Below are 25,288 nucleotides of genomic sequence, written 5' to 3'. Positions count from 1 at the left end.
GTATATGACAAATAAATCAGAAAAGAGCACCTTCCTTATCGAAGGTGCTCTTTTTAATTGCGCTAGTCTATGAGGAAGAACCACCGCCGCTTGATCCGCCTTGGCTTCCCCCGCTACTTCCACCACCACTACCGCCGCCAGAGCCAGCTTGTCCCTGTTGCATCGACTGTTGAACGGCCTTCTGAACCGCGCTTTGAAACTGCATTTGGAACGCTGGAGAGCTCATGGATTGGAGGATAAGTCCCTGTAAAGTGTTGCGAAAATCTGGTCCTTTCATGAGCGCTTCCAGATTGCTCGTAAAATCGTTCGACTTCAAGAGGACGAGCATATCTTTTTGAAAGTCGGGCTCTTTCATCAATTGTTGAACAGTGGTTTTGAGTTCAGGTTGTGCTGCTTTGGCCAATGCAGCGGCAAACTTTGGATCTTTTGCGCCTTCCGTGAGGAACTTTTGCGTCTGCGGCGATTCAATGGCCTTCGTCAACGCTTGTTGCACGTCCTGCGGCGAAGCGATGAGTTCACTTTTGACCTGCGGATTCTTCAGTGTATCCAATAATGCCTGCTGTCCATCCTTCGAGTTTAGGATATCGATGACCATTTGTTTGGTCTGGCCGTAATCTGCGTTTCCGGCACCACTCGTATCGGCACTGGCATTGGAAATACCACAGCCCGTGACGATGATGGCGGTGAGGGACAGCACGGAGATGATGGCACGTCGTCTATTCACGCTAAATCCCCCCGATGTCCAACTTGTCAATGATAATATGTGACGACTTTGCGCCCGCTATCCAGGCGGGTGAATGGTTTGTCTGGCGAGATTCGGTAGGGTATGATAACAACGACAAAAGCCGCGGTTGTCCGCGGCCATATGCATTTGTAAATGTAAGCCTGTACATCGCAAACGACTGAACGCCAATCGGTCAGCGTACGATGGAAGAGGAGACTTTCGCATTGGCCAGCAGTTCGGAGACCGTCACAAACTGATAGCCGTCCTTGCGCAGTTGGTCAATGATTTGTGGAAGTGCTTCAACAATTTGTTTAGACGAGTCGCTGGCGTGCATCAAAATTATGTCCCCAGGCACGGCCCGCTTGGTCACACGGTTGACAATGTTTTTTGTGCCAGGGTTCATCCAGTCAAGAGAGTCTGTGTTCCACTGAATGACTGTGTATCCCATGCTGTTGAGGCAGCGAATGACACGTGGATTGAAGTCGCCGTTTGGGGTACGGATAAGTTTTGTCTTTACACCGGTTACCTGCTGAATGGATTTTTCGGAAATGGAAACCTGTTCGCGAATCCAGCTATCCGGGTAACGCGAAAAATCTTTGTGCAGGTTGCCGTGATTCCCAATTTCGTACCCCATATTTTTGATTTGTTTGGCGATTTCAGGATGGTGTAACGTCCACGGCCCGCTTAAAAAGAATGTGGCTTTCGTCACTTTCTCTTTTTTCAATACGTCGAGCACCGGTTCGGGAACCTTGTTTCCCCAAGAAATGTCGAATGTGAGAGCAACCACTTTTTTATCGGTGTCGACTTTGTAAATTGCCTTGGGTTGTGCGTTGGTTGCTGCGTGGGTGGTGGGCAGATCTGACACAAACAGGCTGCCTACAGTCATCACTGCGGTGAATAGTGAACACAGTACAGCGCGTCGAAGTCGTAACATGTTTTCAAGACCTCCTTTGTTCTCTCGGGAAAGTGTTTGCGTGGAAACAGCAAGGTATACAAGGGAGAGGATAGATTGCAAAAACCTACACTCGCCTACCGGTCGGAGATGCGCATCTACGTCGCTTTGGTTATCGTTCTCCTCGTCCTAGGATTCCTAGTCGGCTGGCTCAATCCCGCCGATATCAAGAATCAAATCGCCCCGATGATGAAAGAACTCGTCCGAAGTGTTGACTCCGGAGGCAGTTTGTCATGGGTTCAGGAGTTTTGGCGAATTTTCTTGCATAATGCGGCCACGGAACTTTCCATTTTTGGTTTGGTGTTCGGCATCTTCCCGGCATATTCGATGTGGATAAACGGACTGTTAAGCGGTTACGCGGTGTCACTCGTCGTCTCAGAGCAGGGTGTGCCCGCGTGGAAGACCATTGTCTTTGGGTTATTGCCACATGGCGTAATCGAATTGGCGGCCATTGTGTGGGCTGCAGCTTTAGGCATTGCCAACGGCATGGCGGTTATCCGCGCGATTGCGCGCGCGTTTCGGCGGCGCCTCGAAACTGCGGGCAATCGCGTGGATTCTGCTGTGAATGTCCAAAGTCCAAGGCGTCCACTTTTGTTCGCACTGCTGCGCACGGCGTGTAGTCTGCCGTTCATCTGGGGAATGTTAGTTATTGCGGCACTCATCGAATCTGCCATCACCCCCCATCTCCTTCATTGGGGGATACCAAACTTAAAACATCATTGAGGAGCGTTTGCGATGAAAGAGTTGCGGATTATTGGTGTGCCCTCCGATTTGGGACAGGGGCGCCGCGGCGTCGACATGGGGCCCAGTGCGATTCGTTACGCTGGGCTGAGTGCAGCGTTGGAGGGGCTTGGCTACACGGTTCAAGACCTCGGGAATATCAATGTGCCCACGCCAGAGATGAAGGAGCAAAATCAAAATACAAAACTTCGCTACCTCCACGAGGTGACGGAGGTGTCGAAGAACTTGTGCAACATTGTCAGCACAGTCGTCACGGAAGGTCACATTCCAATTATTCTCGGTGGCGATCACAGCATTGCCATTGGCAGCTTGGCAGGCATGGCGCAGTCCAGCGCAAATTATGGCGTCATTTGGTTTGATGCGCACGGGGATATGAACACGTCGGAGACGACGCCGTCCGGGAATATTCATGGAATGCCTCTGGCGGTCAGCCTGGGCTATGGCCATGAGGATTTGTTGGCAATTGGGGGACTAAAGCAAAAGGTCAAGCCGGAAAACGTGGTGTTGGTTGGCATTCGCTCTATCGACGCAGATGAGGCGAAACTGATTCACGAGACGGGGATTCGCTGCTACACGATGGCGGAGATTGACCGGCGGGGCATGGCGAAAGTTATGACGGAGGCGATTGGAATTGCCACAGACGGAACGGATGGGATTCATCTGAGTCTAGACCTTGACGCGTTGGATCCCATGTTTGCCCCTGGTGTCGGCACGCCGGTGTACGGCGGCGTGACATATCGGGAGGGACATTTGGCGATGGAAATGCTGGCTTCGTCGGATGCCTTGGTCTCGGTCGACGTCGTCGAAGTAAATCCGATTTTGGACGAGCGTAATCGAACGGCGATGATGGCTGTCGAACTGGTCGAATCGCTGTTTGGCAAAACTGTGTTGTAAAAACCAATCGGTAGGCTAGTGTCGCACATGCGTCCCAGGCAGCGCTTTCACGCGTGGGACGTAGCGGTTTTCTAGACCGGTGTAGTGACGTGTGCAAGCCCTCGCCCATAGTTTATGAGGTGATACCTTATCGCGACTAGGGGAGGTTTAACTTTGTGCTGATGCTTGCACTCGGAGACTCCATTACATATGGATATGGAGCGACTTCACCGGATTTAAGCTATCCTGAGCGACTTCGTAGACACTTAGCGCGCAACGCACGCGTCAGTCTGCACGTTCAGGCGAAACCTGGCTGGACGTCACGACAATTGAACAAGTCACTGCCTGAGGTGCCTCAGTGTATCTACGACGAGGCGGAAATCGTCACGCTGATGATTGGCGGCAACGATTTACTCCGCGGTGCACCCGTATTATTGACCGGTAAACCTGAGCGGATTGCACAGGTGTGTGAGCGGTCGCAAAGCGAAATTGAAGAAATTGTCGAACGCGCAAACCGCCCGTACAACACATTCGTGATTGCCACCCTCTATAATCCCTTCCCGAATTTCGAATTGGCAGAGCGTATCACACAGACATACAACGACATGATTCGCAAGGTCGCCGCGCACCACCGGCTACACGTCTTTGATGCTTCACGGGCGTTTCGCGGGCACGAGGCGGATTATGTCGAACACTACAAAAGTGGCCAGTTTCGGGATATTCGCTTATACAAAAACCCCATTCATCCGACAGACGCAGGGCACCATGCGCTGTATCAGGGCTTCTTTCGGACACTGCAGCGGGCAAAGGCAAGCCGACAAAAGCGAAAAGGTATCCGGCAACGCAACCGGGCTTGACCATCTGGACTTGACTCAGGCCTTCATTGTGCGAAACAATGGGGGACGATGGTTTTAGTTCGGATTTCCGGTTGGGTGGATGGACATGGACACATGGCTGGCCGTAGTTCGAAATTTCAGCTTTAAAGACGTCATCGACATCTTATTCGTTGCGTTTGTGCTGTACTTTTTGTTGCTTCTTATTCGGGGTACACGCGCGGTGCAGTTGTTAAAAGGTGCGATGATTGTCGTGATTGTTACGCTCATTAGCCAACTTCTGCACCTTTCTGCATCGAATTGGCTGCTTGGCAAGATCATTCAAATTGGCTTCTTTGCGATTCCTGTCGTCTTTCAGCCTGAGTTGAGACGCGCCCTGGAACAATTGGGACGGGGCGGGTTTTGGTCTTTGTCGCTGAATCAACAGGGACAAGAAGAAGATCAACAGACCGTCAATGAGATTGTCAAGGCCACGCAGGTGCTCTCCAAAACGAAAATCGGCGCGTTGATCGTCATTGAGCGCAGGACCGGACTATCGGAGTACATCGAGACGGGCACTTCTATTGAAGGCCATGTCAGTAGTGAGTTGTTTATTAACCTGTTCATCCCGAACACGCCATTGCACGATGGCGCGGTCATCGTCAGAAACAATCAAATTGTTGCAGCTGGGTGTTTTCTGCCGCTGACAGAGAACCGGAGTTTAGATAAACAGTTGGGGACCCGCCATCGGGCCGCTTTGGGGATTACTGAGCAGTCGGATGGGGTCGCCGTGGTCGTATCGGAGGAGACAGGCAAAGTGTCGGTCGGTGTGGACGGCGTGTTGCACCGCAGCCTCGATGAGCAAGGGTTGAAGACGCTCTTGACGAACTTGCTCGTCGCCAAGCGCTCCAATTCCCTTCCGTTTTGGAACCGAAAGGCGGAGTCGTGATGCTGGATAGATTTCTTCGGAACAATTTGTTCCTTCGCATCTTCGCACTCGTCTTGGCATGCATTATTTGGTTCGTGGTTCATGTCTTACAGGATAATTCTTCGGCTGCGCAGCAGAGTGCTGCTGGAGTCACACAGGCGTACAACTTACCTATCCATGTGCAGGTGGGCGACGATATGGTCGTGTCCTCGATGAGCCAATCGACGGCGACCATCGACGTGACGACCAGCGCCCTCAATTTACCCACTTTGCCGACCGATATGCTCAAGGCAGAGTTGGTCGTCGATGCACAGGGGCTTGCACCTGGCAAACAGGTTCTTCATATTGCCGCAGTGGACTTACCGAATGACATCAAGAAATACCGGGTAAAGCCGCTGACCGTCACGGTCGTCCTTGAGAAAAAAGTTAGTGAGGCCAAGCCAATTGATGTTGAAATCAGTGGTACCCCAGCCGATGGTTACGGGATGGGGCAACTGTCGCTAAACACTCAGTCCGTTACGGTCAGCGGCGCGCGTACGCGCGTTGCAGCTGTCTCTCGGGTCGTCGGCCATGTCGATGTGAGTGGGATGAAGGCGACCGATACGAAAATTGTCAATCTTACGCCCGTGGACAGCCAGGGGCATACCGTGCAAGATGTCGATATTTCTCCATCCAGTATCAGTGTCAACGTGCCGATTCAAGCGGCTAATCAAAAGGTTGCGTTGACACCAGAAGTGACGGGGACACCCGCGCCGGGATATGCGGTGGCCGGCGTGAAGCTGCAGGATACAGAGGTTAGTGAATCGGGCATTCCTGCCGCATCGTTGCCGAAAACAGGGTTGACTGTGCCTATCGACGTTTCAGGTTTGAGCAAGACCTCGACGGTTGATGTGCTTGTGCCGCTCATGCAAGGGATGACGCAGGTGACGCCGAGTAAGGTGACTGCCATCGTGCAAGTTGAACCAGCAGCCACCGTGACGTTCCAACAGGTGCCGGTGACGCTAGGCAGATCGGGCAGTGCCGTGACGCTTCCGAACCAGCCGACGATTGACGTGACTGTGACGGGGCCGAAGAGTATTGTACAAGGAATGACGGCGAAGGACGTGAAAGTCACCGTGGATACGTCAAACGTGAAACCAGGCGCTAAGACGGCGCCCGTGTCGGTACAAGTGCCACGGTGGGTAACGGTGACAGATCTCTCGCAGCGGACCGTCGCTGTCGACACTTCCCAAGGGTGAGTTGGTCAATCATTTCTATTGTTCTTCACCGGGATTCGTGGCAAAATGATCAAGTCTTTAGAAAGGGGCCTAACCGTGGGTAGATTGTTTGGAACAGACGGCGTTCGGGGCGTGGCGAATGCGGACTTGACGCCTGAGTTGGCATTTCGCCTGGGGCGTGTAGGCGCGTATGTCCTGACGTCGCGGCATCCAGGGGCTCGCATCGCAATAGGTAAGGATACCCGTATCTCTGGCGATATGCTCGAGGCGGCCCTCATCAGCGGCATCTTGTCGATGGGTGTCGATGTTTTGCGCTTGGGAGTCATCAGCACGCCGGGTGTAGCATATTTGACGAAGCACCTTGGTGCGGATGCGGGGGTCATGATTTCGGCCTCTCATAATCCGGTTGAGGATAATGGTATTAAGTTTTTTGGTGGCGACGGTTTTAAGTTACTCGATGAAACCGAGGACCGAATTGAACATATTTTGCGGAACGAAGAAGAATTGCCACGACCGACCGGCGGGGAGATTGGTCGGATTTATGAGGAACCCGCGCAGGAGGAATATATTCAATTTCTGATATCCACAGTCGATGAGCGCTTTGACGGGCAACATGTGGTGCTCGACTGTGCAAATGGTGCGGCTTCCGCGATTGCGCCCGAAGTATTTCGGCGCCTTGGGGCGAAGGTCACCGTCATTCACGCGGAACCGGATGGTGTCAATATTAACGTTGGCTGCGGTTCGACGCATCCACAGGTGATACAACAAGCCGTGATGGCTCATCACGCTGATCTCGGTCTGTCCTTTGATGGCGACGCAGACCGCCTGATTGCGGTGGACAGTACCGGTGAAATCATTGACGGCGACTTTATTATGGCAATTTGCGGCTTGTCGCTTCAGCGTCAGGGCAAGCTGGCCGACAATAAAATCGTAGCCACCGTGATGAGCAATCTGGGTTTTATGAAGGCCATGGAGGCCGCGGGGATTGAAGTCGTTCGGACGGCGGTCGGCGACCGATATGTGATGGAGCGCATGCGCGCAGATCAGGCAGTGCTTGGCGGGGAACAATCGGGGCACATTATTTTCCTGAACCACACTACGACGGGTGATGGTATCTTGACCGCGTTACAACTTGTGCAGGTTCTCGTCAAAAGCGGCAAGCCGCTTTCAGAGTTGCGCACGGTGATGACGCGGTACCCGCAAATTCTTGAAAATGTGCGCGTGACCGACAAACACGCTTGGGTTCAGAATGCGGCGATTCAGGCAGCGCTCGCAGCTGGTGAACGGGAATTGGGTGACAGTGGCCGCGTGCTTGTACGCGAATCGGGTACAGAGTCACTTGTGCGCGTCATGGTTGAGGGCCCGGATGAACACGTATTGCGCAAGATTGTGCAGGATATCGTCAAGGTCGTCGAAGAACAACTCGGCGTGAATCGTTAAGACGGACGTTTTCGTCGCTGTTTTGTAGTCGGGCGTATTCATGTTGGCGCCCGACTTCGCTTTGAAGGGGGGATGCCTCGACGAATAAGCACAAAGTGGGCAGTATGCAATAGAATGTTGTACGCGAACCCTGTGAATCTGATGAACACGAGGGTAGCGAAAGCGCCTGGACTGTCTTCTCTGGAGGGCAGTTGACGCGGGGGAGGTTGGCGAACCATTCGGCGGGTGCCTCCCGGCGTTCTCGATCACGCCGCAAGCAAAACTCGAAACCCATCGGGCGACCGGTGGAACAAGAGTGCGCAGATCGACAAGGAGGAGACGTTTCTACCTATGTGTGGCATTGTTGGTTATATTGGCGCTCGGAACGTGAAGGACGTTGTTGTCGGTGGACTCGCGAAGCTGGAGTACCGTGGATACGATTCTGCGGGAATCGCTGTGATTGATGAAGGCAACATCCAGGTCGTTAAATCGGTTGGCCGATTGGCGAACTTGGAGGACAAACTGGCTTCGATGGAGATTTCGGGTCAGGCGGCGATTGGCCATACGCGTTGGGCGACACACGGCAAACCTTCGGATGAAAATGCGCACCCACACCAGGATTGCAGCGGCCGTTTTGCCATTGTGCACAATGGCATCGTGGAGAACTATTTGTCGCTGCGCGAAGAACTGATTGCCGCAGGGCACCAGTTCAATTCTGAAACGGATACCGAAGTTGTGGCACACCTCATTGAGGAGTTGTATAACGGAGATCTGTTTCAAACGATGATTGAGGTTGGCAAGCGAATCCGTGGCGCATACGCGCTCGTCGTGTTGGCCAAAGATCACCCAGATGAAATCATTGCGATGCGCAAGGCGAGCCCGATGATTATCGGCCTCGGCGAAAACGAAAATTTTGTAGCGTCGGATATTCCGGCGATTCTTGAGTATACCCGCGATATTTATGTTATGGAGGACGGCGAGATGGCCGTACTCACGACTGCTGGTGTCGAGTGTTTCACGATGGATGGCGAGCCTGTTCACAAAGAGGTCTACAAGGTGACTTGGGACGCTGTGTCGGCAGAGCGTGGCGGGTATCCGCATTTCATGCTCAAAGAGATTCACGAGCAGCCAAGGGCCGTGCGCGACACGCTGCGCGGCCGCATTGCAGAGGATTTCAGCCGCGTCCAACTCGACGAGCTGAAGCTCGACGATGCGTTTATGAAGGCGGTAGATAGGATTCACATCATCGCCTGTGGCACGTCCTGGCACGCTGGGTTGGTGGGCAAGGCCGTGATCGAATCGTACGCGCGCATTCCGGTTGATGTTGAAATCGCATCGGAGTACCGCTACCGCCGACCGCTGTTTACGCCCAATACGTTGGTGATTGTCATCAGCCAATCGGGCGAGACAGCCGATACACTCGCGGCTTTGCGAGAGGTCAAGCGACAAGGACGCCGCGTGCTGGCGATTACGAACGTCGTCGGCAGTTCTGCAGAGCGTGAGGCAGATGACGTTATCATTACCTGGGCAGGCCCTGAGATTGCGGTCGCTTCGACGAAGGCTTATACGACGCAGTTGATTGCATTGTACCTGCTCGGCATCAAGATGGCGCACGTGCGTGGCGAAATCGGTGACGACAAGGTGCGCGAGCTCCTCAAGGGACTGGAAGATCTGCCCCAGGCGACAGAGCAGGTTCTGGATACGGCACCGCAACTCGAGCGTTTCGCACAACGCTACGTGGATACTATGGATACGTTCTTCATCGGTCGCAGCCTAGACTATTCGGTGGCCATGGAAGGTGCGTTGAAGCTCAAGGAAATCTCCTATATCCATGCGGAGGCATATGCGGCGGGCGAGCTCAAGCACGGTACGTTGGCGCTTATCACTGAAGGCGTACCGGTCATCGCACTTGCAACCCAACCAGATCTGTATGAAAAGACGGTAAGTAACATTGTCGAAGTGAAGGCTCGCGGCGCTTTTGTGCTCGGGATGACGTGGATTGGCAACGAAGACCTCGAAAAGACCGTCGATGAGGTCATCTACCTGCCGAAGACACTCCCAGAATTGGCGCCTATCTTGGCCGTGATTCCACTGCAATTGCTCGCGTACTACGCCGCTGTGGCGCGTGGTAACGATGTCGACAAGCCGCGTAACCTGGCGAAGAGCGTGACGGTGGAGTAAGTAGTGGGCTGGATAGTGTCTGCTTGTGAGTTATACTTTCAAATGGCACAAAAGATATTTAACTTTGACACTCATGTGTAACTACACCTGACACTGCATTTTGATTCCCGCCATGGTACAATCATTGCCATGGCGGGATTTTTCTATACTTGGGCGTTCCTTTCCGGTGCAGGTATAGTTTTCCTGTTTGTAGCACATTATACCCGGAAGTTCAAGCGGATCACGTCACAACAAATGGCACAATTCGTGTTATAACATCTACGAGGAGGCCCGCCATGTACTGGATCGGAAAGTCATGGGAAAAAGAAGATGTTGAATTCGCTCCGAAAAGGAAGGTGGACAACAAGGATAGTAAAGAACGTCATCATGTGATTGGTGCGTTCCACAGCCATAAGATGAATGTCGTTGCGGAGTACGAGTCCCTTACTGAGTGGGCATTTTACTCACTTCTCGAGCTGGATAAAGACACAGTTCGATACTACGTTCAACCGGTACGAATTCATGTACCATACTCTGATGACTTTGGGAACCTCAAGAGTTGGGTACACGTGCCTGATGTCCTCGTCTTTCGTGAAGGCTCTATTCCCCACCTTTATCAAACCAAGGAATCCCTGGATGACTCACGGGAAAAGCTTAAAATCATCGACAAGGCTTGTGAACGGTATGCAGCATCACGTGGCTGGAACTACTCGGTCATTTACCCGAAATCACTGCCAAAAGTTGTTTCCAGGAACATAGACTTTCTAGCTGGATTCACAAAGACCCGCAAATGGTTTGACAGCTATTCCCCCCAAGTCATATCCAAACTTCGCTTCATCGGTCAAACCGCCATAACCGAGCTCTCCCAGAGCTTCGTACCGCAATATGACCCTCTCCTTGTTCTGCCGGTTATTTACCACCTCATTGCCAAGGGATATTTGTGGGTCAACATCAATGAACCCATCAGCGAATACTCGATGGTTCGAATCTCGTCTAATTCGGATCGGCTCCTTTTACAAATTGAGCAGGAGGAAGAGGTATGACTTTTAACGAGTTGAAACTGAATGCGGAGCTCATCTACTTTGGCCGGAAGTACGTCGTGCTCGCCATTTCCCCACCAAACGTCGTGATCAAACGGATCGAAGGAGATGGCGAGTCCATTGAAATTAACTTTGTCGAGCTGGTCACCAATCCCTCGTTCAAAGCGGGTAAAACCATGCTGAAAGAAATCGAGAAGGACAACATCAAGTTCATGTCGTTGTTGGATAGTCTAGGCGAGGCACAGCGGAAGAAGGTGTCGGAACGCCTCGAAATGATCAGGCCGCTGCTTGTTCTGGAACGAGTTAAGCGCCATGATATCCGGGCGATGTATGAATTTATGATGTACCACAGCGATTATCTTTCCGATGGACAAACGCTTAACGAATTGACCCAAGAGGAGTTAATTCGCAAAATTTCAAAGAGATATTCAACCATTGATGAAGATGGCGAAAAGACAAAGGGAGCTTCTGTAAGAAACATCAAACGATTGTTGACGGCGTATAGACAGGCGGAAAGTGAGGCTGAGAAACGTGGAGAAGAGGGACTGATCAGCCGAGCCGGCGCTGGCTATGTGTCTCGGAGCGACAACAAGCAACTGGTCATCTGTCACCCCAAGAAGCCCGATGAGGTTCTTCAGGTGCTCGATGTCCGGATAGATGAGAAGTACATACCCATTATCAAAGAAGTGATCGAAAAGGAATTCCTCAACCTGAAACGGATGACGAAGCAGGCATTCTACGAATCTGTTGCACTTCGATGTACTCGACAAGATATCGAGGAGCCGAAGCGCATCACCATGTTGAAGCTCCTGGATCGCATTGACTCGCAAATCAAAGTCAGAATGCGTGATGGCAGTAATGCTGCAAAGAAATTCGATGACCTGATAAGAGGGTTTTCCAACGAAGAAGCGCAATATCCACTTCACATTGTTGAAATTGACCACACCGAGCTTGATATTGATGTGATTGACGGGAATTCGGGTCTGGTCATCGGTCGCCCTTGGATTACGTTGGGAATTGATGTGTATAGTCGGATGGTATGGTGCATGTATGTCTCTTTCGAACCACCATCAGCGAACGTCGTACGTAAGGCCATCCAACACGGCGTTTTCTTCAAGAGAGTTAAAGAGAAGTACGGCCTGTTCAACGAATGGGAGGTATTTGGGATACCCACGGTCATTTTGCTGGATAACGGCAAGGAATTCCGCAGCCTAGCGGTAAGGCGAATGATCAATGAAACCCTCAAATCCAATGTTCGATATCGGCCGAGAAAAACCCCGGAGTACGGCGCCGCCATTGAGAGGCTTTTCGGCACCTTGAATTCGAAATTGATACATCGGCTTGATGGAACCCGCAAGAGCAGTGTATCGGACCTTGGCGAATACAAACCGGACGAGGAAGCGGTTTTTACACTCGAAGACATTCGTGAGCTTCTGACAATGTATATTGTTGATCACTATCACATGGAGCCTCATCGAGGACTTCCATTGAATGCGGACCGACCAATTACGAGGTTTGTGGATGGACTCAAAAAGGTTGGATATCCCGACTTTGTAAGCCCGGAGGACGAAGAGGCTTATGCGATTGAGCTTTTGCCCGTGGTGATGAAACCATATACACGTGACGGAGTACGGCTCGACAACCGACTGTATAAATTGGACAAGCTTTCTCACCTGATTGGTCCGAGAACCACCAAATACAAAGTCAAGTACGATATCGATGACATTTCACAGATTTACATTCTACCACCGAACTCCGCCGAGTATCTCGAGGTGCCGGCGGTGTGGCCCCCTGCTGAAGAGTTAAAGGGTATGAATGCGTACACCTGGAACCTAATCCGTGAAATTTCAAAAGAGGAAGCTGCGGAAAAGGCAAATAAGATTCCAGGTACGAAAATGGTCAGACATGCGAAAGTGAAACTACAACAGCGGGTTCAAGAGAAGATCAAAGCCGGCAGAAAAGCCGTACAAATGGCGAAACGTGCCAATATGGAGATTACGGTTGGACAGCCACAACCGGTCAATTCACCGAAACATGCACCGTCCTTGGAGCAGCTTGCGGACGCCGTAAAATTGGCGGCAAAAAGGCGCAAGGAAGGAGCGAATGAAGCATGACTAACACAGACACCAAAAATGCACTTCTACAGCGAGTGATGAGTCTAAATATTGAGCATCTCAGGTATCGAGAAATCTGGACAGAGTTGGATTCGCTGCGGCCGGAAAAGGATATGGACCGTGAGTTGTTTACCCCAAGACATTTGTTTCTCTACGGAGAGTCGGGTGTTGGAAAATCAACTTTGTTACGTAGGTATGCTGCTGCGAATCCGGGATACGTCGACGTGGATGAAGAAGGGACAGAGTATGACATTCGGCCGGTTGTCTATACTGACTTGCCCCAACCCTTTACGATGAGCGAGTTCTATCAGCAAATTGTAAGAGCCTTGGGCGCACCACAATTGGCCGGTGTAAGGGTCGGCGACGTAAAGCGTCAGGCATTGTCTCTCATTGAGCAGCAACGTGTTGAAATGTTGATCCTTGACGAGATGGATTACATCTTAACCTCCCGAAGTGTCAAACCCATCGAAGCGATGGAGGCAATCAAGAGTTTGACCAACATCGGAAACATTTCCGTAGTCTGTTCTGGCACGACGGCGACCAAACAGTTGAGTGAAATCAACTTTCAATATTTCCGCAGGTTTCCGGCCGTCAAGCTGCCTAGATTTGATAAGTGCGATGAAGAGTTCTGTGATTTGTTGACCAAAATCGAGAAACACATCAATCCCCCAGAGCCGTTGGGTCTAGGGGATTCCAGTTTGCATTTCCCGGAATTGCTTTTTCAAATGAGTCAAGGGGTATTGGGGTCACTCACTCCTGTTTTACAGCGAGCATACCGTATCATGCTGAGTGAACATGAATTGGAGGACCTGGCCGATCACGGGCTCTTTGTAAGTGCTCTTCTCGCCGCCAAAAAGTATGTATCGGGCGAATCTGAGGAGAAGTTCCTGGAGCTACTGAATAAAGCGGAGACGTACGAGGCGTGATAAACCCACCGTAAAATGTCACCGAGAACTCGACTGCATCTATCAAAGGACGGGGAACAGGGATGTGGGACGCAACCAGACTGGGATTGCGACTTTATTCGTTCACCCTATACGCCTGTCGGTTGTCGGAATGTGTCGTATGATGGTTGATATTCGCTACATCGGATTGCTGGCTTCCGTTTCCTTGCAGAGGACAAGCAATCACCAGTGATTTCGGATTTAGGCTAGAATAATACATCTCGAAGGAGCAGACGAAGAAATGACCTTTGATCCGGCAGAATTTCTGGACAAAATTGGACGTTTTCAGGGTGAATATCCCCAACAAAAACTGATGTATGACCGTATGGATGCGCTTCGATGGAGCAGTCGCATTAATGAAACTTCGCCACAGAATATGCTACTTATCGGCGAGTCAGGCGTTGGAAAGACGCATCTAGTGCGAAAATATGTTCTTGACAGTAATGCCGAACACGCCGGGACACAGGAGGGGCAGCTCCCCGTAGTGTATGTCCAGTTGCCGCTTCCCTTCTCTATGCGAAACCTGTACCACAGTATTCAAGAATCACTTGGCAACGCAGTTCCGGAGGTGGCCCGTTCAACTGTTGACTTACAGCGCCGAACCCTTGCACTTCTTGAGACCAGGAATGTTGAAATGGTTATTTTCGACGAGGCCCACCACATCGGCATGTCTCGCAATGTGTCCATAACTCAAGCATTGGAGTCGATGATCCATTTGGGCAACATGGCGAATGCAGCACTTGTTCTCGTCGGTCCAGAGGAAATTCGGACAATGCAACAACATGATATGAGGTTTTTCCGAAGGTTTTCCCTGTCCGAGCTTCGCCGCTTCGAGTTCGTTGATGGAGACTATATCGCATTTCTTCGGTCAATTGAGGCGCAAATAACCCCGTTCCCAGTCAGTTTAAGCGACACGCAAATATCAACTCTGTTGTACAAATTGAGCCAGGGACTGATTGGCATTTTAATGCCTCTGATTCAATTTGCCTTGCGTAAGGTGGTTTTGGAGAACTCTTTTGAACGGATCGACGTACCTCAATTTGTGGATGCCCTCTTTGAGGCACAGAAAATGCTGTTTGGAGATGATGAACAACTCACGTGGTGAGGTAACACTGAGGACGTAAGATTTGACGACAGCGGTCTACACTGCGTACCCTGTATTTGGCTCATGCCGATTACAGGGTTTTGTGTCGAATTCATGTGATTTGACGAGAATCAATGCAGATGGGGAGACTCCTGCCGCAATACGTTACGGGCATGCATACCTTTCAGCCGAACGGCTTTCCTTCGGATGCGACGCAACCTCTACATTGCGTGTTTTACTCCACGCCGAACGAGGAACCAGTTAGCTGGATAACTGGTTGCAAAACCAATCATCATTGCAATCTGCATCATGAACCAGTAGGTCGGCTGAGCGGGTGACATTGGTATTACGGTCCGTGCAATTGCCATCCAAGCAAACATCCCGATTTCATAGGCAATCAGTGAAGCAGTGTCCGCTTTTAGTGCAGCACTAATCCCTTCTGCCGGTGACAAGCCTTACATGGGGACTATTGAAAAGTATTGAAATGCGATGCCGATCACATATGCCAAGACGAAATCCACAACGTACGAGGTAAACATCCCCGACCCTGCTATGACGAACGGTGATGTGGCAAGAAGTATTTCGCCAATGATGTCTCCGAGGGCGCAGCCCGCACCACAATGAGTCGAAGAAATGAACACACTCTGCCAAAACGGTCGGTGAGGTCCGTGGTGCATATGGTTCATTTGCATCCCGTGACGTTCCATACTATGGTGGCTCAGCATGTGATCTGGATGAGCTGAATGTGTGACGGGAACTCGTCCCCACCTCCAATATGCCCATATAGACCAATGGGACCCATATAGAGAGTGGTCAGCGGCCAAACAACCTTCATTATTTCCATGGGCTGATGTTGTTTCGGTACATCAAAGAGCACAACGAGGAATGATATCCCCGAGACAATAAGCCAAACGTAAGAGAAAGTTGGTAACCAATTCAAGGTCAAAGGATACACACCTCCAACCATAGTGTTCTCGAACTTCCAGAATGTAATGTTCTCTCATGCTCTTGAACAGCAAAAGCGGTGGGGGGAGTATCCCTTCCACCGCTTTCTGCCGTGCGTTACTCTGCGTCGTACCCTGCGTCCTCAACAGCCTCTTTCAGAGCTGCAACGCTCGTCTTCGAATCATCAAACGTTACAGTTGCATTTTGACCCTGCAAATCCACGTTGGCCTCTTGCACCCCGTCCACAGCTTTCAAAGCTTTCGTCACAGAATTGACGCAGCCACCGCAAGTCATGCCTTTAACCGTGATTGTTGCTGTTGCCATTTCTCATGCATCTCCTTTTATGATTAAGTATTTGAATCACAGAACATAGCTACGTGACACCATCTTACCTGGCAGCATGCACCTCCCTTCCTAGCTTCAAACGACGGAGGAGCAAGCTGTTTGAAACCACGCTGACGGAACTCAGGGCCATCGCCGCACCAGCGATAATCGGGCTCAAAATACCGAGCGCCGCCAGTGGAATGCCGAGCACATTGTAGAAGAATGCCCAGAACAGGTTTTGGCGAATCTTCCGCATCGTCGCCTTCGAAAGCCGAATCGCATCCACGACACCGTGCGTTCCGCCATGCATCAGTGCAATATCTGCGGCTTCGAGTGCCACATCGGCGCCTGTACCCATGGCTATTCCGATGTCTGCTGCCGCTAAAGCTGGAGCATCATTGATCCCGTCTCCAACCATCGCAACAATTCGCCCATCTTTGCGCAAATCATTGACCTTAGCCGATTTATCAGCAGGAAGGACACCGGCAATCACATGTTGAATGCCCACCTCAGCAGCTACAGCTTTTGCTGTGCGTTCGTTGTCGCCGGTTATCATCCATACTTCGATATCCATGTCGCTGAGCTGTTTCACTGTATCCTGCGCATCAGGTTTAATGGTGTCGGCAATCGCAATTACGCCAAGCAGTTTGTCGTCACTTGCTACCATGACTGCGGTCTTCCCGGAGTTCTCTAATTGCACTAATGTGTCTTCCGGGAAATCGGTGATACCCACCTCCGTGAGCCATCTACGGTTGCCGATACGAATCGTACGTCCTTCAACCACACCTTCAATCCCCTTACCGGGAATCGCCTGAACGCTCATGGCAGGCGGAATCACAATGCCTTGGTCCTTACTATATTTGACGACCGCTGCGCCAAGCGGGTGTTCACTTTGCGACTCAAGCGCAGATGCTGCTGCGATGAGTTCTTGATTCGTTACACCTTCCACGGACCAAATGTCGGTCACCTGCGGTTTCCCTGAGGTGATGGTTCCTGTCTTGTCGAAGATGACTGCGTTCACTTTGTGAGCGAGTTCGAGGTGCTCGCCGCCTTTAATCAAAATGCCTGATTCAGCGCCCAAGCCTGTGCCGACCATAATGGCTGTCGGCGTAGCAAGTCCGAGAGAGCAGGGACATGCAATCACGAGCACCGCAACGGCTGCAATGAGACCATGTGACCAGCCACCGAAAATGCCCCAAAGAATGAGTGTTACCACCGCAATGGCAAGCACAATCGGAACGAAGATGCCGGAGATTTTGTCAGCCAAGCGTTGCACCGGTGCTTTGGAACCTTGGGCCTGATCGACAAGCCGAATCACTTGGGCGAGCGCCGTATCGGAACCTACCTTCGTGACCTCCATGATGAATGCGCTCGTCTGGTTGACCGAGGCGCCGAACACTGGGTCCCCAGGAGCCTTGGCCACCGGGAGGGATTCACCCGTGAGGAATGACTCATCAATGGCGGTGTTGCCGTCCTGGATGATGCCGTCACTTGGAACTTTTTCACCGGGTCGAACTCGTGCGATATCGCCAACACGCAGTTCCTCGACTGGAACATCGACTTCTTCGCCGTCACGCAGGACGTGTGCCACTTTAGCGCCGAGTTTGGCCAGCGCCTCGATGGCGGAACTGGATTTCGCTTTGGCTCTTGCCTCAAGAAGCTTACCCATAAAGATCAGCGTGACAACTGTAGCGGAGCTGTCAAAGTACACATCTGGCCGACCTTGCACCGTCAGAATGGCACTGTACACGTACGCAACGGATGTACCAAGGGCAACCAGGACATCCATGTTCGCAGCGCATCCACGGAGTGAATGGTAAGCTCCTTTATAGAATCGCCACCCGATGTAAAACTGGACGGGTGTCGCCAAGAGCCAACTCACCCAATTCGGCATAAAGGCCATACCACCAAATAGCATGACAAACATCTGAATGACTAGGGGAGTGGTCATCACGACGGACGCCCAGAACTTGATGATTTCCCGCCTGTATTCCTGCTGTTTGCGGCGTTTTTCCTCGTCAATGGCAGTTTCGGATGCCAGTTTGGCGCCATAGCCGGCTTTCTCAATCGTCCGAATCAAATCCGATTCCTGCACCACACCAGGCACGAAGGAGATGTGTGCCTTTTCCGACGCAAGATTAACATTGACTGATTTTACTGCATCGAGCCGGCTAACCACTTTTTCGATTCGGGCGGCACAAGCGGCGCAGGTCATTCCTTCGATGTTGAAATCTACATCTCGAGTCGGAACGCTGTAACCAGTTTTCTCGATCTTCTCCACAACGTCTTTCCACGTCGTATCACCGTCTAGGACAACACGTGCTCGCTCAGATGCCAGGTTTACATTGACTTCTTTCACACCGGACAACTTAGAGACGTTCTTTTCTATTCGAGCCGCACAGGCTGCACATGTCATGCCCTCAACGGGCAATGTGACTTCTGTGACCTCTGGCATTGCTTACATCCCCTTTGGTGCGAGATCATGATTTCGTGAACTGCCGAATGACTTCCATGAGCTCATCAATTTTTTCGTCACCATTTACATGATTCGATATGGCGTCTGCCACGCAGCCTCTGGTATGGGATTCCAGGATCGACAGTCCGACCTGATTGACTGCGCTTTTAATGGCCGCAATTTGGACGAGAATATCAACACAGTACCGATCTTCCTCAATCATTTTTTGAATCCCACGAACTTGCCCTTCTATGCGTTTCAATCGCCGAAGCAGGTCGTCTTTTTTGGGGGTGTAGCTGTGGCCTTGATGGTCAGGGCACATTGGCGATGCCTCACTTTCGATTGTTTTTCTATATAAACCATACCCCTGTATGGTATAATTGTCAACGTACATGCCGACCTAAAATTTGACGTGCAGAAGGCATGTCGCTCACTTCATATTTTCTTCATATTGGACATGTATCATGAAAGTCGGTGTAATCTGACATTGACCAATTCTGTAACAGTAGGGTGTTGCGTGTGCGAAAAGAGGTACGACGAAACGCCGTCATTTTCACGGTGTTTGCTTTAATTCTGCTTGGATTTGTATACGTGATTGTGACATACATCCGATACAACACTCCAGTGAAACTCGGGGGCCTTGCACCGAACATTCAGGAAAACACCGTGTCTGGCCAATCCTTTTCTCTTGAATCGTTACGTGGAAAGCCAGTGCTGTTGAACTTCTTTACCCCGTGGTGTCAGCCATGTATCGAGGAGACCCCGGACCTGATTGCATTTGCGAAGGAATACGGCAACGACATTCACGTCGTGATGATCGACCGGGGTGATGGACCGGTAATGGTCCAGCAGTATGTCTCGCAATATCATGTGCCTGACAGCATTACAGTTCTGTTAAGTCCTTATGACAAGTGGTCTTCCCGTTATGGCGTGACCGGACAACCGGAAACCTTCTTTATCACAGCAAACGGGAAGGTTGTCAGCCATTTGATTGGCCCGCTAACGGAATCACAGATGTTATCAGATGCAAAAGCAGCGGGACTTCACTAAGGATTGGGGGAGGCGCTTTGAGTTTAGGTACACATCCGACACTGTGGCTGGCATTCATAGCAGGGGTCCTTTCGTTTTTGTCTCCATGCTGCTTGCCTCTGTACCCAAGCTACATCTCATACATCTCAGGCGTGACTTTTAACAAATCCGGTGAACAGTCAGTCAATCACCGTCTCCGAGCAGTCACGCACACGCTGTTTTTCATCTTGGGTTTTTCAATAATCTTCTTTGCGTTGGGTCTATCTGCAACACTCATTGGCCAGCTCTTTGTGGATTACCGAGACGTGATTCGGATCGTAGGCGGCATCATCGTGATCGTGATGGGACTTACCCTTAGCGGTCTCTTAACACCAAAGTGGCTTCTGATGGAGAAGAAGTGGGAATTCAAGGGTGAGGGAACCAGCTACCTGGGATCAGTCCTGGTTGGAATCAGTTTTGCCGCAGGCTGGTCTCCATGTATCGGCCCGATTCTCGCTGCTGTACTAGTCATGAGCGCAACGCAGAGCGCTTTGGGTATCGCACTGATTCTGGCGTACATTGTGGGATTTGCGATTCCCTTCTTCATCTTGGGGCTGACGCTCGGGTCAGTGCGAAAGCTGGCCAAGTACGGCGCCGTACTTTCGAAAATTGGCGGATACATCATGATTCTGCTCGGTGCGCTACTCCTGACGAACAGCATGACAAGAATCACAGTGTGGCTCATCAAATTGTATGGTGGATTCACCGGTTTCTAATCATGGAGGAGGGAGACCGTGAAAAAGTCGGTCAAATGGACCTTTATCACCGTTGCAGTAGTAGCCATGGCTACGGCGGTCGGTGGACTAGGACTCAAGCATCAAAGCCAGGGCACTGAGGCAAATGTCGCAGCCGCTCCCCAACAAGGGTATCGTATGCCCCCTTTCACACTGACCGAATATCTAGACAACAAGATTGTCAATACAAGTGAACTTGTTGACAAACCGATTTTCATAAACATCTGGGCTTCCTGGTGTCCGCCTTGCAATGAAGAAACCCCGGACATTGTGAGGGCCTACAAACAATACGGGAGCAAGGTCGTGTTCCTCAGCGTCAATGCAACATCCCAGGATAACATGACGGATGTGGAACAGTTCATTCAACACTACGGAATAACCTGGCCAGTGGCTCTTGACAAAACTGGTTCGGTCCTAAAGGAATACCGTGTCGTGGGATTCCCAACCTCGTTATTTGTCAATCGGCAGGGTATCATCACCAATGTAAATCTCGGTCTGATCACCGCTCAAAACCTGAATGACCAGCTTCAAAGGATTTCGCAGTGATGCTGTACTCTCTACCGGAACGCCTCCCTGCTGTCTGGATTGCGCTCGTCATTGCTGGCTTTGTCGCTTGGATGTACTTGAAGTTCACAGGAAAGAACGACCCGATTGCAATAGCCGTAAAGGATCGGGTATCCGGCGTTGTACTGGCCTATATCTTCTTCAGCAAATTTGTCGGCGGGTTGGTCTTGCATCCAAGCCTTAATTGGAGTGAAGACATTCTTTCGATGCTCGGTGGATCGGCAACCGATGGCTGGCCGATTGGAGTTTTGGCCGCCATTCTGTACCTGATGTATGGTCTGCGAAAATCCAAGGTATTAGGAAGGCGAGCTTTCGTTTCTACCGCAGAGGGCGTCGTCAGTGGTAGCATTCTGTTGTTTGCCTACCTCGCTGTCGTGAATCTGGATCCGTTTCGTCTGGAATACATCCTTCGAGCCTTTGGGGCCTGTTTATTGCTTATGTTGATTCGGAGATATCGTCGTCAGCCGAACATTTATCCGCAGCGGTTGTGGGCCGCATTTGGGATATTGCTTTTCCTGACCTCTGTACTTGTTCCACACACCACGGTGTTCATAGTCTTTCGTCCATCACAGTGGTTTTATATCGCCATCATCGTAGTGTCCCTCATCGCAGAGGGGGTTTCTGACTTCAAGGGAACGAGCGAATCACAGAATGCGGACCTTTCGCAAGACGACCACATAGAGCATGATTTCGATTAAAACGAGGACGCATTGGATGGCCCAAATCACACCGTGATCTACCATACCGATGAGCATGACGCTCATTGATACGCTCATGAGGTTCGCAATACAGGATTCCACCACATCAAGCACGTTAAATGGTTTCATCATAAGCACCATGGGAAGACAGACTGTGACGACCGGTATGATAACGGCCAGACTCTTGCTGCCCGTGGTCAGCTCGATGAGCATGGCGAATATAAAAGCCAGAGACATGCTGTTGAGCATGCAGACCCGCATTCGGATGGGGTTGTTCACATGGTGCATCTTGGCCACCGTTTGGTAGCACACAAAAAAGCCAATGATTGAGCCGAGAAGACTCGTGATCAGCAACATTCTCAACACTCCTGCCGGCGGAATTAAATACCCCATAGAGGTATATGCGCACCGACCGGAAGGCTTGCCATAGATTTGAGGCTGGGTACGAAATTTGTTCACGCTCCGTTCATGAAAAGATGCCAATATGGAGGTAAACGAATCGGGGGCCGTTGGATGAATAAACAGGTCAAAGTTCTCGTCGTTGAAGACGATCCAAATATATGTGAGTTGGTTACTCTATACGGCGAAAAGAACGGGTACATAGTCAATGTTGCACAAAACGGAATGACAGGACTCGAAATGTTTTATGACACCACTCCCGATCTTGTCGTTCTGGACATTATGCTGCCGGAAATGGATGGGTGGGAAGTCTGCAAGGAAATCCGGCGGTTTCAAAAAACGCCGATTATCATTCTGACCGGAAAAGGCGAAAGCTACGACAAACTCAAAGGCTTCGAGCTAGGTACAGACGATTACATAGTGAAACCGTTTGACCCGAACGAACTGATGGCGAGGATAAAGGCGGTATTGCGGCGAGTCAATCCGATACTGGTTGAAAATGAGCTCATTGAACTTCCTCTGTTGAAGATCGATATGAATCAATACAAGGTGATCTGTGATACCCAGGAAATTGTAGTAGCGCCCAGGGAAATGGAGCTTCTGTATTTCCTTGCCTCGCATCCAAACCAAGTCTATACACGCCAGCAGTTGCTTGATCAAATATGGGGCTTGGATTTCGATGGAGATCCGAGAACGGTCGATGTCCACGTCAAAAGGATTCGAGAAAAACTGGGGGACTCCGACCGTTGCTGGAGGGTACAAACCATACGGGGAGTCGGGTACAAATTCGAGGTGGACAACGAGTGATTCAAAAGAAGAGTATTTTCTGGAGAGTGTTTCTCACCTTTATCGCTATCGTCCTTGTATCGCATCTTGTCCTCAATATTGCTTATGACCTGTTGTTTCAACATAGTCTGGAGAACATGCATCGAAATTCGGTTCACTTCCAATCCCACGCCTATTTGTTGGGGTTAGCTTCCATCATTTCAATTGCTGTTTCAGCCATGTTTGCCTACTATCTCTCGAAGAGAATTACCGCTCCGCTTCGAGAGTTAAATCGGGTTGCTCTCCAGATTGCCAAGGGGCAATTTGATCAAAGGGTCACAATCAACACACATGATGAGCTGGAAGAATTGGGGCACACTTTCAATGACATGGCCCAAGCGTTGGCTAGCCTGGACCAGATGCGAAAGGATTTTGTCGCCAACGTCTCTCACGATTTGCGCTCCCCGCTGACTTCCATTCATGGATTCGCTACCGCATTCCTGGATGGCACAGTCCCAGACGAACGAAAGCGCCATTATTTCACCATCATGAAAGAACAAACCGAGCGAATGATGAAGCTGGTCAATGATCTGCTTGACGTGGCCCGTATAGAGACGGGGCAGTTCGAAATCCGACCGATTACCTTTAATCTCTCGGAATTGGTGCGCCAAGTGGTGGCCCGGTTAGAGCCTGGATTTGCGAGCAAACGGGTGAATGTGGATTTGATTTCTGAAGAAAACCAAGACACCTATGTATTTGCCGATCCGGACCGCATCGATCAAGTGATCGTAAATTTGATTCAGAATGCCGTGCAAGTCTCCCGACAGAATAGTTCGGTCGAAGTGATTGTGAAAAAGGAAGAGCAAGCGGTGGTTTCTATTCGGGATTACGGGCCGGGAATCAGCCAAGAGGAAATGCAGTCTATATGGGAACGATTCTATAAAGCAGACAAGGCTCGAACAAAGGAGTCGGGTACTGGAATAGGCCTGTCTATTGTGAAGCACATCTTAGACCTTCATCAAAGCCCCATACACGTGGAAAGCAAGGTGGGGAAAGGGTCTACGTTCACGTTTACGCTCCCGGTTGCCTTAAAGATGGAGAACCGAAAATAGGGAGGTCATGCGTTCACCGTCCGTTCATATTAGCTTGCTATGCTGGGATTGCACTCAGAAATTATGAACAAGAGGTGGACATTTCGATGAGAAAGATTTCCGAACAAGACTCGCAAAAGCCCGATCACGACTCGCCACCCAGCATGCCACGCTGGGTGAAGGTGTTTGGGGTCATAGGCCTGCTTCTGATCCTACTGTTTGTCATCCTGCACCTCACAGGACACAGCCCTTTCATGCACCACATGTCGAACATGAACGGGATGAAGATGTAATGACCATGACACTTAGTCTCCGTAAGTTTGCGCTCACTGTACACGTCATTGTCTCGGTCGGCTGGTTTGGCTCAGTGGCTGCCTTCCTGGCGCTTGCCATCGCCGGCCTTACCATCCAGGACGCTCAAATGGTGCGGGCCGTCTATTTCGGGATGTTGCCCATCACTCGGTACGTCATCGTGCCGTTTGGCCTCGCTTCACTGATAACCGGTGTCATCTCGTCATTAGGAACAGAATGGGGCTTGTTTCGCTACTATTGGATCGTCATCAAGCTTGTGATAACGGTTCTCTCTACCATCGGTTTGCTGGTGCATCTGAAGCCAATCAACTACCTTGCAGGTATGGCAGCGATGTCATCGTTGTCCGGTGCTGATTTTCCGACGCAGATCCAGCTCGTGTTCGTCTCCGGCGTAGCACTACTGGCGTTGCTCGTGGCCACGGCACTTTCAGTGTACAAGCCACGAGGCCTTACTCGGTATGGGTGGCGTAAGCAACAAGAGCGGCGTAAAGTGTCGCAGCAATCGTAGCTTAGTCATATCAAGACAAAGAGGAGGGCTCTCAATGTCCGAACATGCACATCGTTTTCCCCCTGAAAAGATGCACCTTTTGGACACACCGGAGCGAAAAAAACTTATGCCTGCTGAGGAATTGCTGCGAATGTTGCCGGTGCAAGCAAATGCTACGGTCGTGGATTTGGGCGCAGGGACTGGCTATTTCTCGATTCCGGCGGCCCACATAACAAAAGGAACGGTTCAAGCACTGGATGTAGAACCCAAGATGCTAGAGGTGCTCAAGACAAGAGTGGAGAAGCAAGGGCTGACAAACGTCGTCCCGACCGTTGGAGATTGAGAGCATTGCACTACGGGAAGGCGTTGCAGACATTGTGATCGCCTCAATGGTTCTTCACGCTGTTCGTCCTTTGACGCAAGGGCTTCAAGAGGTAC

26 protein-coding genes and 1 pseudogene are annotated in these 25,288 nt (G+C 50.9%); 20 read left to right on the top strand and 7 right to left on the bottom strand.

Annotation, left to right across the window (positions count from 1 at the left end; all coding sequences use genetic code 11):
* Positions 1–67: 67 nt before the first annotated feature.
* Both gerD and pdaB read right to left on the bottom strand, forming a co-directional pair.
* The gene (gene gerD, locus J3482_RS06855) at positions 68–724 is read right to left on the bottom strand and encodes a spore germination lipoprotein GerD (protein ID WP_146823973.1); all 657 of its coding nucleotides are present in this window, start codon (positions 722–724) and stop codon (positions 68–70) included.
* 193 nt (positions 725–917) lie between these two features.
* Positions 918–1,610 (bottom strand): polysaccharide deacetylase family sporulation protein PdaB, encoded by a 693-nt coding sequence (pdaB, locus tag J3482_RS06850; protein WP_438938561.1) that lies wholly within the window; start codon positions 1,608–1,610, stop codon positions 918–920.
* 123 nt (positions 1,611–1,733) lie between these two features.
* Between pdaB and J3482_RS06845 the strand changes: the two genes are divergently transcribed.
* The 11 genes from J3482_RS06845 (at position 1,734) to J3482_RS06795 (ending at position 15,029) form a co-directional block, all read left to right on the top strand.
* Entirely contained in the window at positions 1,734–2,399 is a 666-nt protein-coding gene (locus J3482_RS06845) for a stage II sporulation protein M (protein WP_206922218.1), read from the top strand.
* Positions 2,400–2,411: 12 nt separating this feature from the next.
* A complete protein-coding gene (gene rocF, locus J3482_RS06840; protein WP_146823976.1) occupies positions 2,412–3,311 on the top strand; it encodes an arginase in 900 nt (299 codons plus the stop codon).
* Between the two features lie 161 nt (positions 3,312–3,472).
* Entirely contained in the window at positions 3,473–4,147 is a 675-nt protein-coding gene (locus J3482_RS06835; protein WP_223204222.1) for an SGNH/GDSL hydrolase family protein, read from the top strand.
* An 85-nt stretch (positions 4,148–4,232) separates the two neighbouring features.
* Positions 4,233–5,051: a diadenylate cyclase CdaA gene (gene cdaA, locus J3482_RS06830; RefSeq protein WP_146823978.1), complete on the top strand. Its 819-nt coding sequence runs from the start codon at positions 4,233–4,235 to the stop codon at positions 5,049–5,051.
* A complete protein-coding gene (locus tag J3482_RS06825) occupies positions 5,051–6,268 on the top strand; it encodes a CdaR family protein (protein ID WP_146823979.1) in 1,218 nt (405 codons plus the stop codon). Before cdaA ends, J3482_RS06825 begins: the two co-directional genes overlap by 1 nt.
* Positions 6,269–6,343: 75 nt before the next feature.
* Positions 6,344–7,687, top strand: coding sequence for a phosphoglucosamine mutase (gene glmM, locus J3482_RS06820; protein ID WP_146823980.1), 1,344 nt, complete (start codon positions 6,344–6,346; stop codon positions 7,685–7,687).
* Between the two features lie 330 nt (positions 7,688–8,017).
* Positions 8,018–9,847, top strand: a complete 1,830-nt coding sequence (gene glmS, locus J3482_RS06815) for a glutamine--fructose-6-phosphate transaminase (isomerizing) (protein ID WP_146823981.1) — start codon at positions 8,018–8,020, stop codon at positions 9,845–9,847.
* Between the two features lie 275 nt (positions 9,848–10,122).
* Positions 10,123–10,869 (top strand): TnsA endonuclease N-terminal domain-containing protein, encoded by a 747-nt coding sequence (locus J3482_RS06810; protein ID WP_206922217.1) that lies wholly within the window; start codon positions 10,123–10,125, stop codon positions 10,867–10,869.
* Entirely contained in the window at positions 10,866–12,980 is a 2,115-nt protein-coding gene (locus tag J3482_RS06805) for a TnsB C-terminal domain-containing protein (RefSeq protein ID WP_206922216.1), read from the top strand. Before J3482_RS06810 ends, J3482_RS06805 begins: the two co-directional genes overlap by 4 nt.
* Positions 12,977–13,906, top strand: coding sequence for a TniB family NTP-binding protein (locus tag J3482_RS06800; protein ID WP_206915837.1), 930 nt, complete (start codon positions 12,977–12,979; stop codon positions 13,904–13,906). The genes J3482_RS06805 and J3482_RS06800 overlap by 4 nt, the downstream gene beginning before the upstream one ends.
* Before the next feature lie 259 nt (positions 13,907–14,165).
* Positions 14,166–15,029 (top strand): TniB family NTP-binding protein, encoded by an 864-nt coding sequence (locus J3482_RS06795; protein WP_206915835.1) that lies wholly within the window; start codon positions 14,166–14,168, stop codon positions 15,027–15,029.
* A gap of 200 nt (positions 15,030–15,229) precedes the next feature.
* Here the strand turns inward: J3482_RS06795 and J3482_RS20875 are convergent.
* The 4 genes and pseudogenes from J3482_RS20875 to J3482_RS06770 all read right to left on the bottom strand — a co-directional run bounded on the left by J3482_RS20875 (position 15,230) and on the right by J3482_RS06770 (position 19,054).
* Positions 15,230–15,685: pseudogene (locus tag J3482_RS20875) on the bottom strand (DUF4396 domain-containing protein).
* A gap of 385 nt (positions 15,686–16,070) precedes the next feature.
* Positions 16,071–16,277 (bottom strand): heavy-metal-associated domain-containing protein, encoded by a 207-nt coding sequence (locus J3482_RS06780; RefSeq protein WP_206915830.1) that lies wholly within the window; start codon positions 16,275–16,277, stop codon positions 16,071–16,073.
* 64 nt (positions 16,278–16,341) lie between these two features.
* Positions 16,342–18,732, bottom strand: coding sequence for a heavy metal translocating P-type ATPase (locus J3482_RS06775; protein ID WP_206915827.1), 2,391 nt, complete (start codon positions 18,730–18,732; stop codon positions 16,342–16,344).
* Positions 18,733–18,757: 25 nt separating this feature from the next.
* Positions 18,758–19,054, bottom strand: a complete 297-nt coding sequence (locus J3482_RS06770; protein WP_206915826.1) for a metal-sensitive transcriptional regulator — start codon at positions 19,052–19,054, stop codon at positions 18,758–18,760.
* Positions 19,055–19,251: 197 nt separating this feature from the next.
* Here J3482_RS06770 and J3482_RS06765 point away from each other — a divergent pair, with 197 nt between their 5' ends.
* The 4 genes from J3482_RS06765 to J3482_RS06750 are packed head-to-tail and all read left to right on the top strand — an operon-like array spanning position 19,252 to position 21,796.
* Entirely contained in the window at positions 19,252–19,782 is a 531-nt protein-coding gene (locus J3482_RS06765; RefSeq protein ID WP_206915824.1) for a TlpA family protein disulfide reductase, read from the top strand.
* Between the two features lie 17 nt (positions 19,783–19,799).
* Complete coding sequence (locus tag J3482_RS06760; RefSeq protein ID WP_206915821.1) at positions 19,800–20,516, top strand: cytochrome c biogenesis CcdA family protein; 717 nt, start codon at positions 19,800–19,802, stop codon at positions 20,514–20,516.
* A gap of 18 nt (positions 20,517–20,534) precedes the next feature.
* Positions 20,535–21,080, top strand: coding sequence for a TlpA family protein disulfide reductase (locus J3482_RS06755; protein ID WP_206915819.1), 546 nt, complete (start codon positions 20,535–20,537; stop codon positions 21,078–21,080).
* Complete coding sequence (locus tag J3482_RS06750) at positions 21,080–21,796, top strand: hypothetical protein (RefSeq protein WP_206915817.1); 717 nt, start codon at positions 21,080–21,082, stop codon at positions 21,794–21,796. Before J3482_RS06755 ends, J3482_RS06750 begins: the two co-directional genes overlap by 1 nt.
* On the opposite strand, the gene J3482_RS06745 is transcribed toward J3482_RS06750, so the two are convergent.
* Positions 21,743–22,153, bottom strand: a complete 411-nt coding sequence (locus J3482_RS06745; RefSeq protein ID WP_206915815.1) for a hypothetical protein — start codon at positions 22,151–22,153, stop codon at positions 21,743–21,745. The two genes, J3482_RS06750 and J3482_RS06745, sit on opposite strands and share 54 nt — an antisense overlap.
* Positions 22,154–22,309: 156 nt before the next feature.
* Between J3482_RS06745 and J3482_RS06740 the strand changes: the two genes are divergently transcribed.
* From J3482_RS06740 to J3482_RS20870, 5 genes are all read left to right on the top strand, one after another.
* On the top strand, positions 22,310–23,002 hold the full coding sequence (locus tag J3482_RS06740; RefSeq protein ID WP_206915813.1) for a response regulator transcription factor: 693 nt from the start codon (positions 22,310–22,312) through the stop codon (positions 23,000–23,002).
* Positions 22,999–24,072, top strand: coding sequence for a sensor histidine kinase (locus J3482_RS06735; protein WP_206915812.1), 1,074 nt, complete (start codon positions 22,999–23,001; stop codon positions 24,070–24,072). The genes J3482_RS06740 and J3482_RS06735 overlap by 4 nt, the downstream gene beginning before the upstream one ends.
* A gap of 86 nt (positions 24,073–24,158) precedes the next feature.
* A complete protein-coding gene (locus J3482_RS06730; RefSeq protein ID WP_206915810.1) occupies positions 24,159–24,344 on the top strand; it encodes a hypothetical protein in 186 nt (61 codons plus the stop codon).
* Positions 24,344–24,871 carry a DUF2269 domain-containing protein gene (locus tag J3482_RS06725; RefSeq protein WP_206915809.1) on the top strand — a complete coding sequence of 176 codons (528 nt, stop codon included), beginning with the start codon at positions 24,344–24,346 and terminating at the stop codon, positions 24,869–24,871. Before J3482_RS06730 ends, J3482_RS06725 begins: the two co-directional genes overlap by 1 nt.
* A gap of 34 nt (positions 24,872–24,905) precedes the next feature.
* Positions 24,906–25,193: a class I SAM-dependent methyltransferase gene (locus tag J3482_RS20870; protein WP_236017971.1), complete on the top strand. Its 288-nt coding sequence runs from the start codon at positions 24,906–24,908 to the stop codon at positions 25,191–25,193.
* Positions 25,194–25,288 lie beyond the last annotated feature (95 nt).

The organism is Alicyclobacillus suci (genome assembly GCF_017329615.1).
Classification (GTDB): domain Bacteria; phylum Bacillota; class Bacilli; order Alicyclobacillales; family Alicyclobacillaceae; genus Alicyclobacillus; species Alicyclobacillus suci.
The sequence above is the reverse complement of the archived record's forward strand: the minus strand, read 5'-3'. Positions and strand labels throughout refer to the sequence as shown.

What these genes read in the sequence shown, in the direction of transcription:
- J3482_RS06730 (WP_206915810.1), top strand. Translation starts at nt 24,159, where the DNA reads ATGAGAAAGATTTCCGAACAAGACTCGCAAAAGCCCGATCACGACTCG.
- J3482_RS06740 (WP_206915813.1), top strand. Translation starts at nt 22,310, where the DNA reads ATGAATAAACAGGTCAAAGTTCTCGTCGTTGAAGACGATCCAAATATA.
- J3482_RS20870 (WP_236017971.1), top strand. Translation starts at nt 24,906, where the DNA reads ATGTCCGAACATGCACATCGTTTTCCCCCTGAAAAGATGCACCTTTTG.
- J3482_RS06780 (WP_206915830.1), bottom strand. Translation starts at nt 16,277, where the DNA reads ATGGCAACAGCAACAATCACGGTTAAAGGCATGACTTGCGGTGGCTGC.
- J3482_RS06745 (WP_206915815.1), bottom strand. Translation starts at nt 22,153, where the DNA reads ATGTTGCTGATCACGAGTCTTCTCGGCTCAATCATTGGCTTTTTTGTG.
- J3482_RS06775 (WP_206915827.1), bottom strand. Translation starts at nt 18,732, where the DNA reads ATGCCAGAGGTCACAGAAGTCACATTGCCCGTTGAGGGCATGACATGT.
- glmS (WP_146823981.1), top strand. Translation starts at nt 8,018, where the DNA reads ATGTGTGGCATTGTTGGTTATATTGGCGCTCGGAACGTGAAGGACGTT.
- J3482_RS06805 (WP_206922216.1), top strand. Translation starts at nt 10,866, where the DNA reads ATGACTTTTAACGAGTTGAAACTGAATGCGGAGCTCATCTACTTTGGC.
- cdaA (WP_146823978.1), top strand. Translation starts at nt 4,233, where the DNA reads ATGGACACATGGCTGGCCGTAGTTCGAAATTTCAGCTTTAAAGACGTC.
- J3482_RS06750 (WP_206915817.1), top strand. Translation starts at nt 21,080, where the DNA reads ATGCTGTACTCTCTACCGGAACGCCTCCCTGCTGTCTGGATTGCGCTC.
- J3482_RS06835 (WP_223204222.1), top strand. Translation starts at nt 3,473, where the DNA reads ATGCTTGCACTCGGAGACTCCATTACATATGGATATGGAGCGACTTCA.
- J3482_RS06770 (WP_206915826.1), bottom strand. Translation starts at nt 19,054, where the DNA reads ATGTGCCCTGACCATCAAGGCCACAGCTACACCCCCAAAAAAGACGAC.
- rocF (WP_146823976.1), top strand. Translation starts at nt 2,412, where the DNA reads ATGAAAGAGTTGCGGATTATTGGTGTGCCCTCCGATTTGGGACAGGGG.
- J3482_RS06825 (WP_146823979.1), top strand. Translation starts at nt 5,051, where the DNA reads ATGCTGGATAGATTTCTTCGGAACAATTTGTTCCTTCGCATCTTCGCA.
- pdaB (WP_438938561.1), bottom strand. Translation starts at nt 1,610, where the DNA reads ATGACTGTAGGCAGCCTGTTTGTGTCAGATCTGCCCACCACCCACGCA.
- J3482_RS06810 (WP_206922217.1), top strand. Translation starts at nt 10,123, where the DNA reads ATGTACTGGATCGGAAAGTCATGGGAAAAAGAAGATGTTGAATTCGCT.
- J3482_RS06725 (WP_206915809.1), top strand. Translation starts at nt 24,344, where the DNA reads ATGACCATGACACTTAGTCTCCGTAAGTTTGCGCTCACTGTACACGTC.
- J3482_RS06795 (WP_206915835.1), top strand. Translation starts at nt 14,166, where the DNA reads ATGACCTTTGATCCGGCAGAATTTCTGGACAAAATTGGACGTTTTCAG.
- J3482_RS06800 (WP_206915837.1), top strand. Translation starts at nt 12,977, where the DNA reads ATGACTAACACAGACACCAAAAATGCACTTCTACAGCGAGTGATGAGT.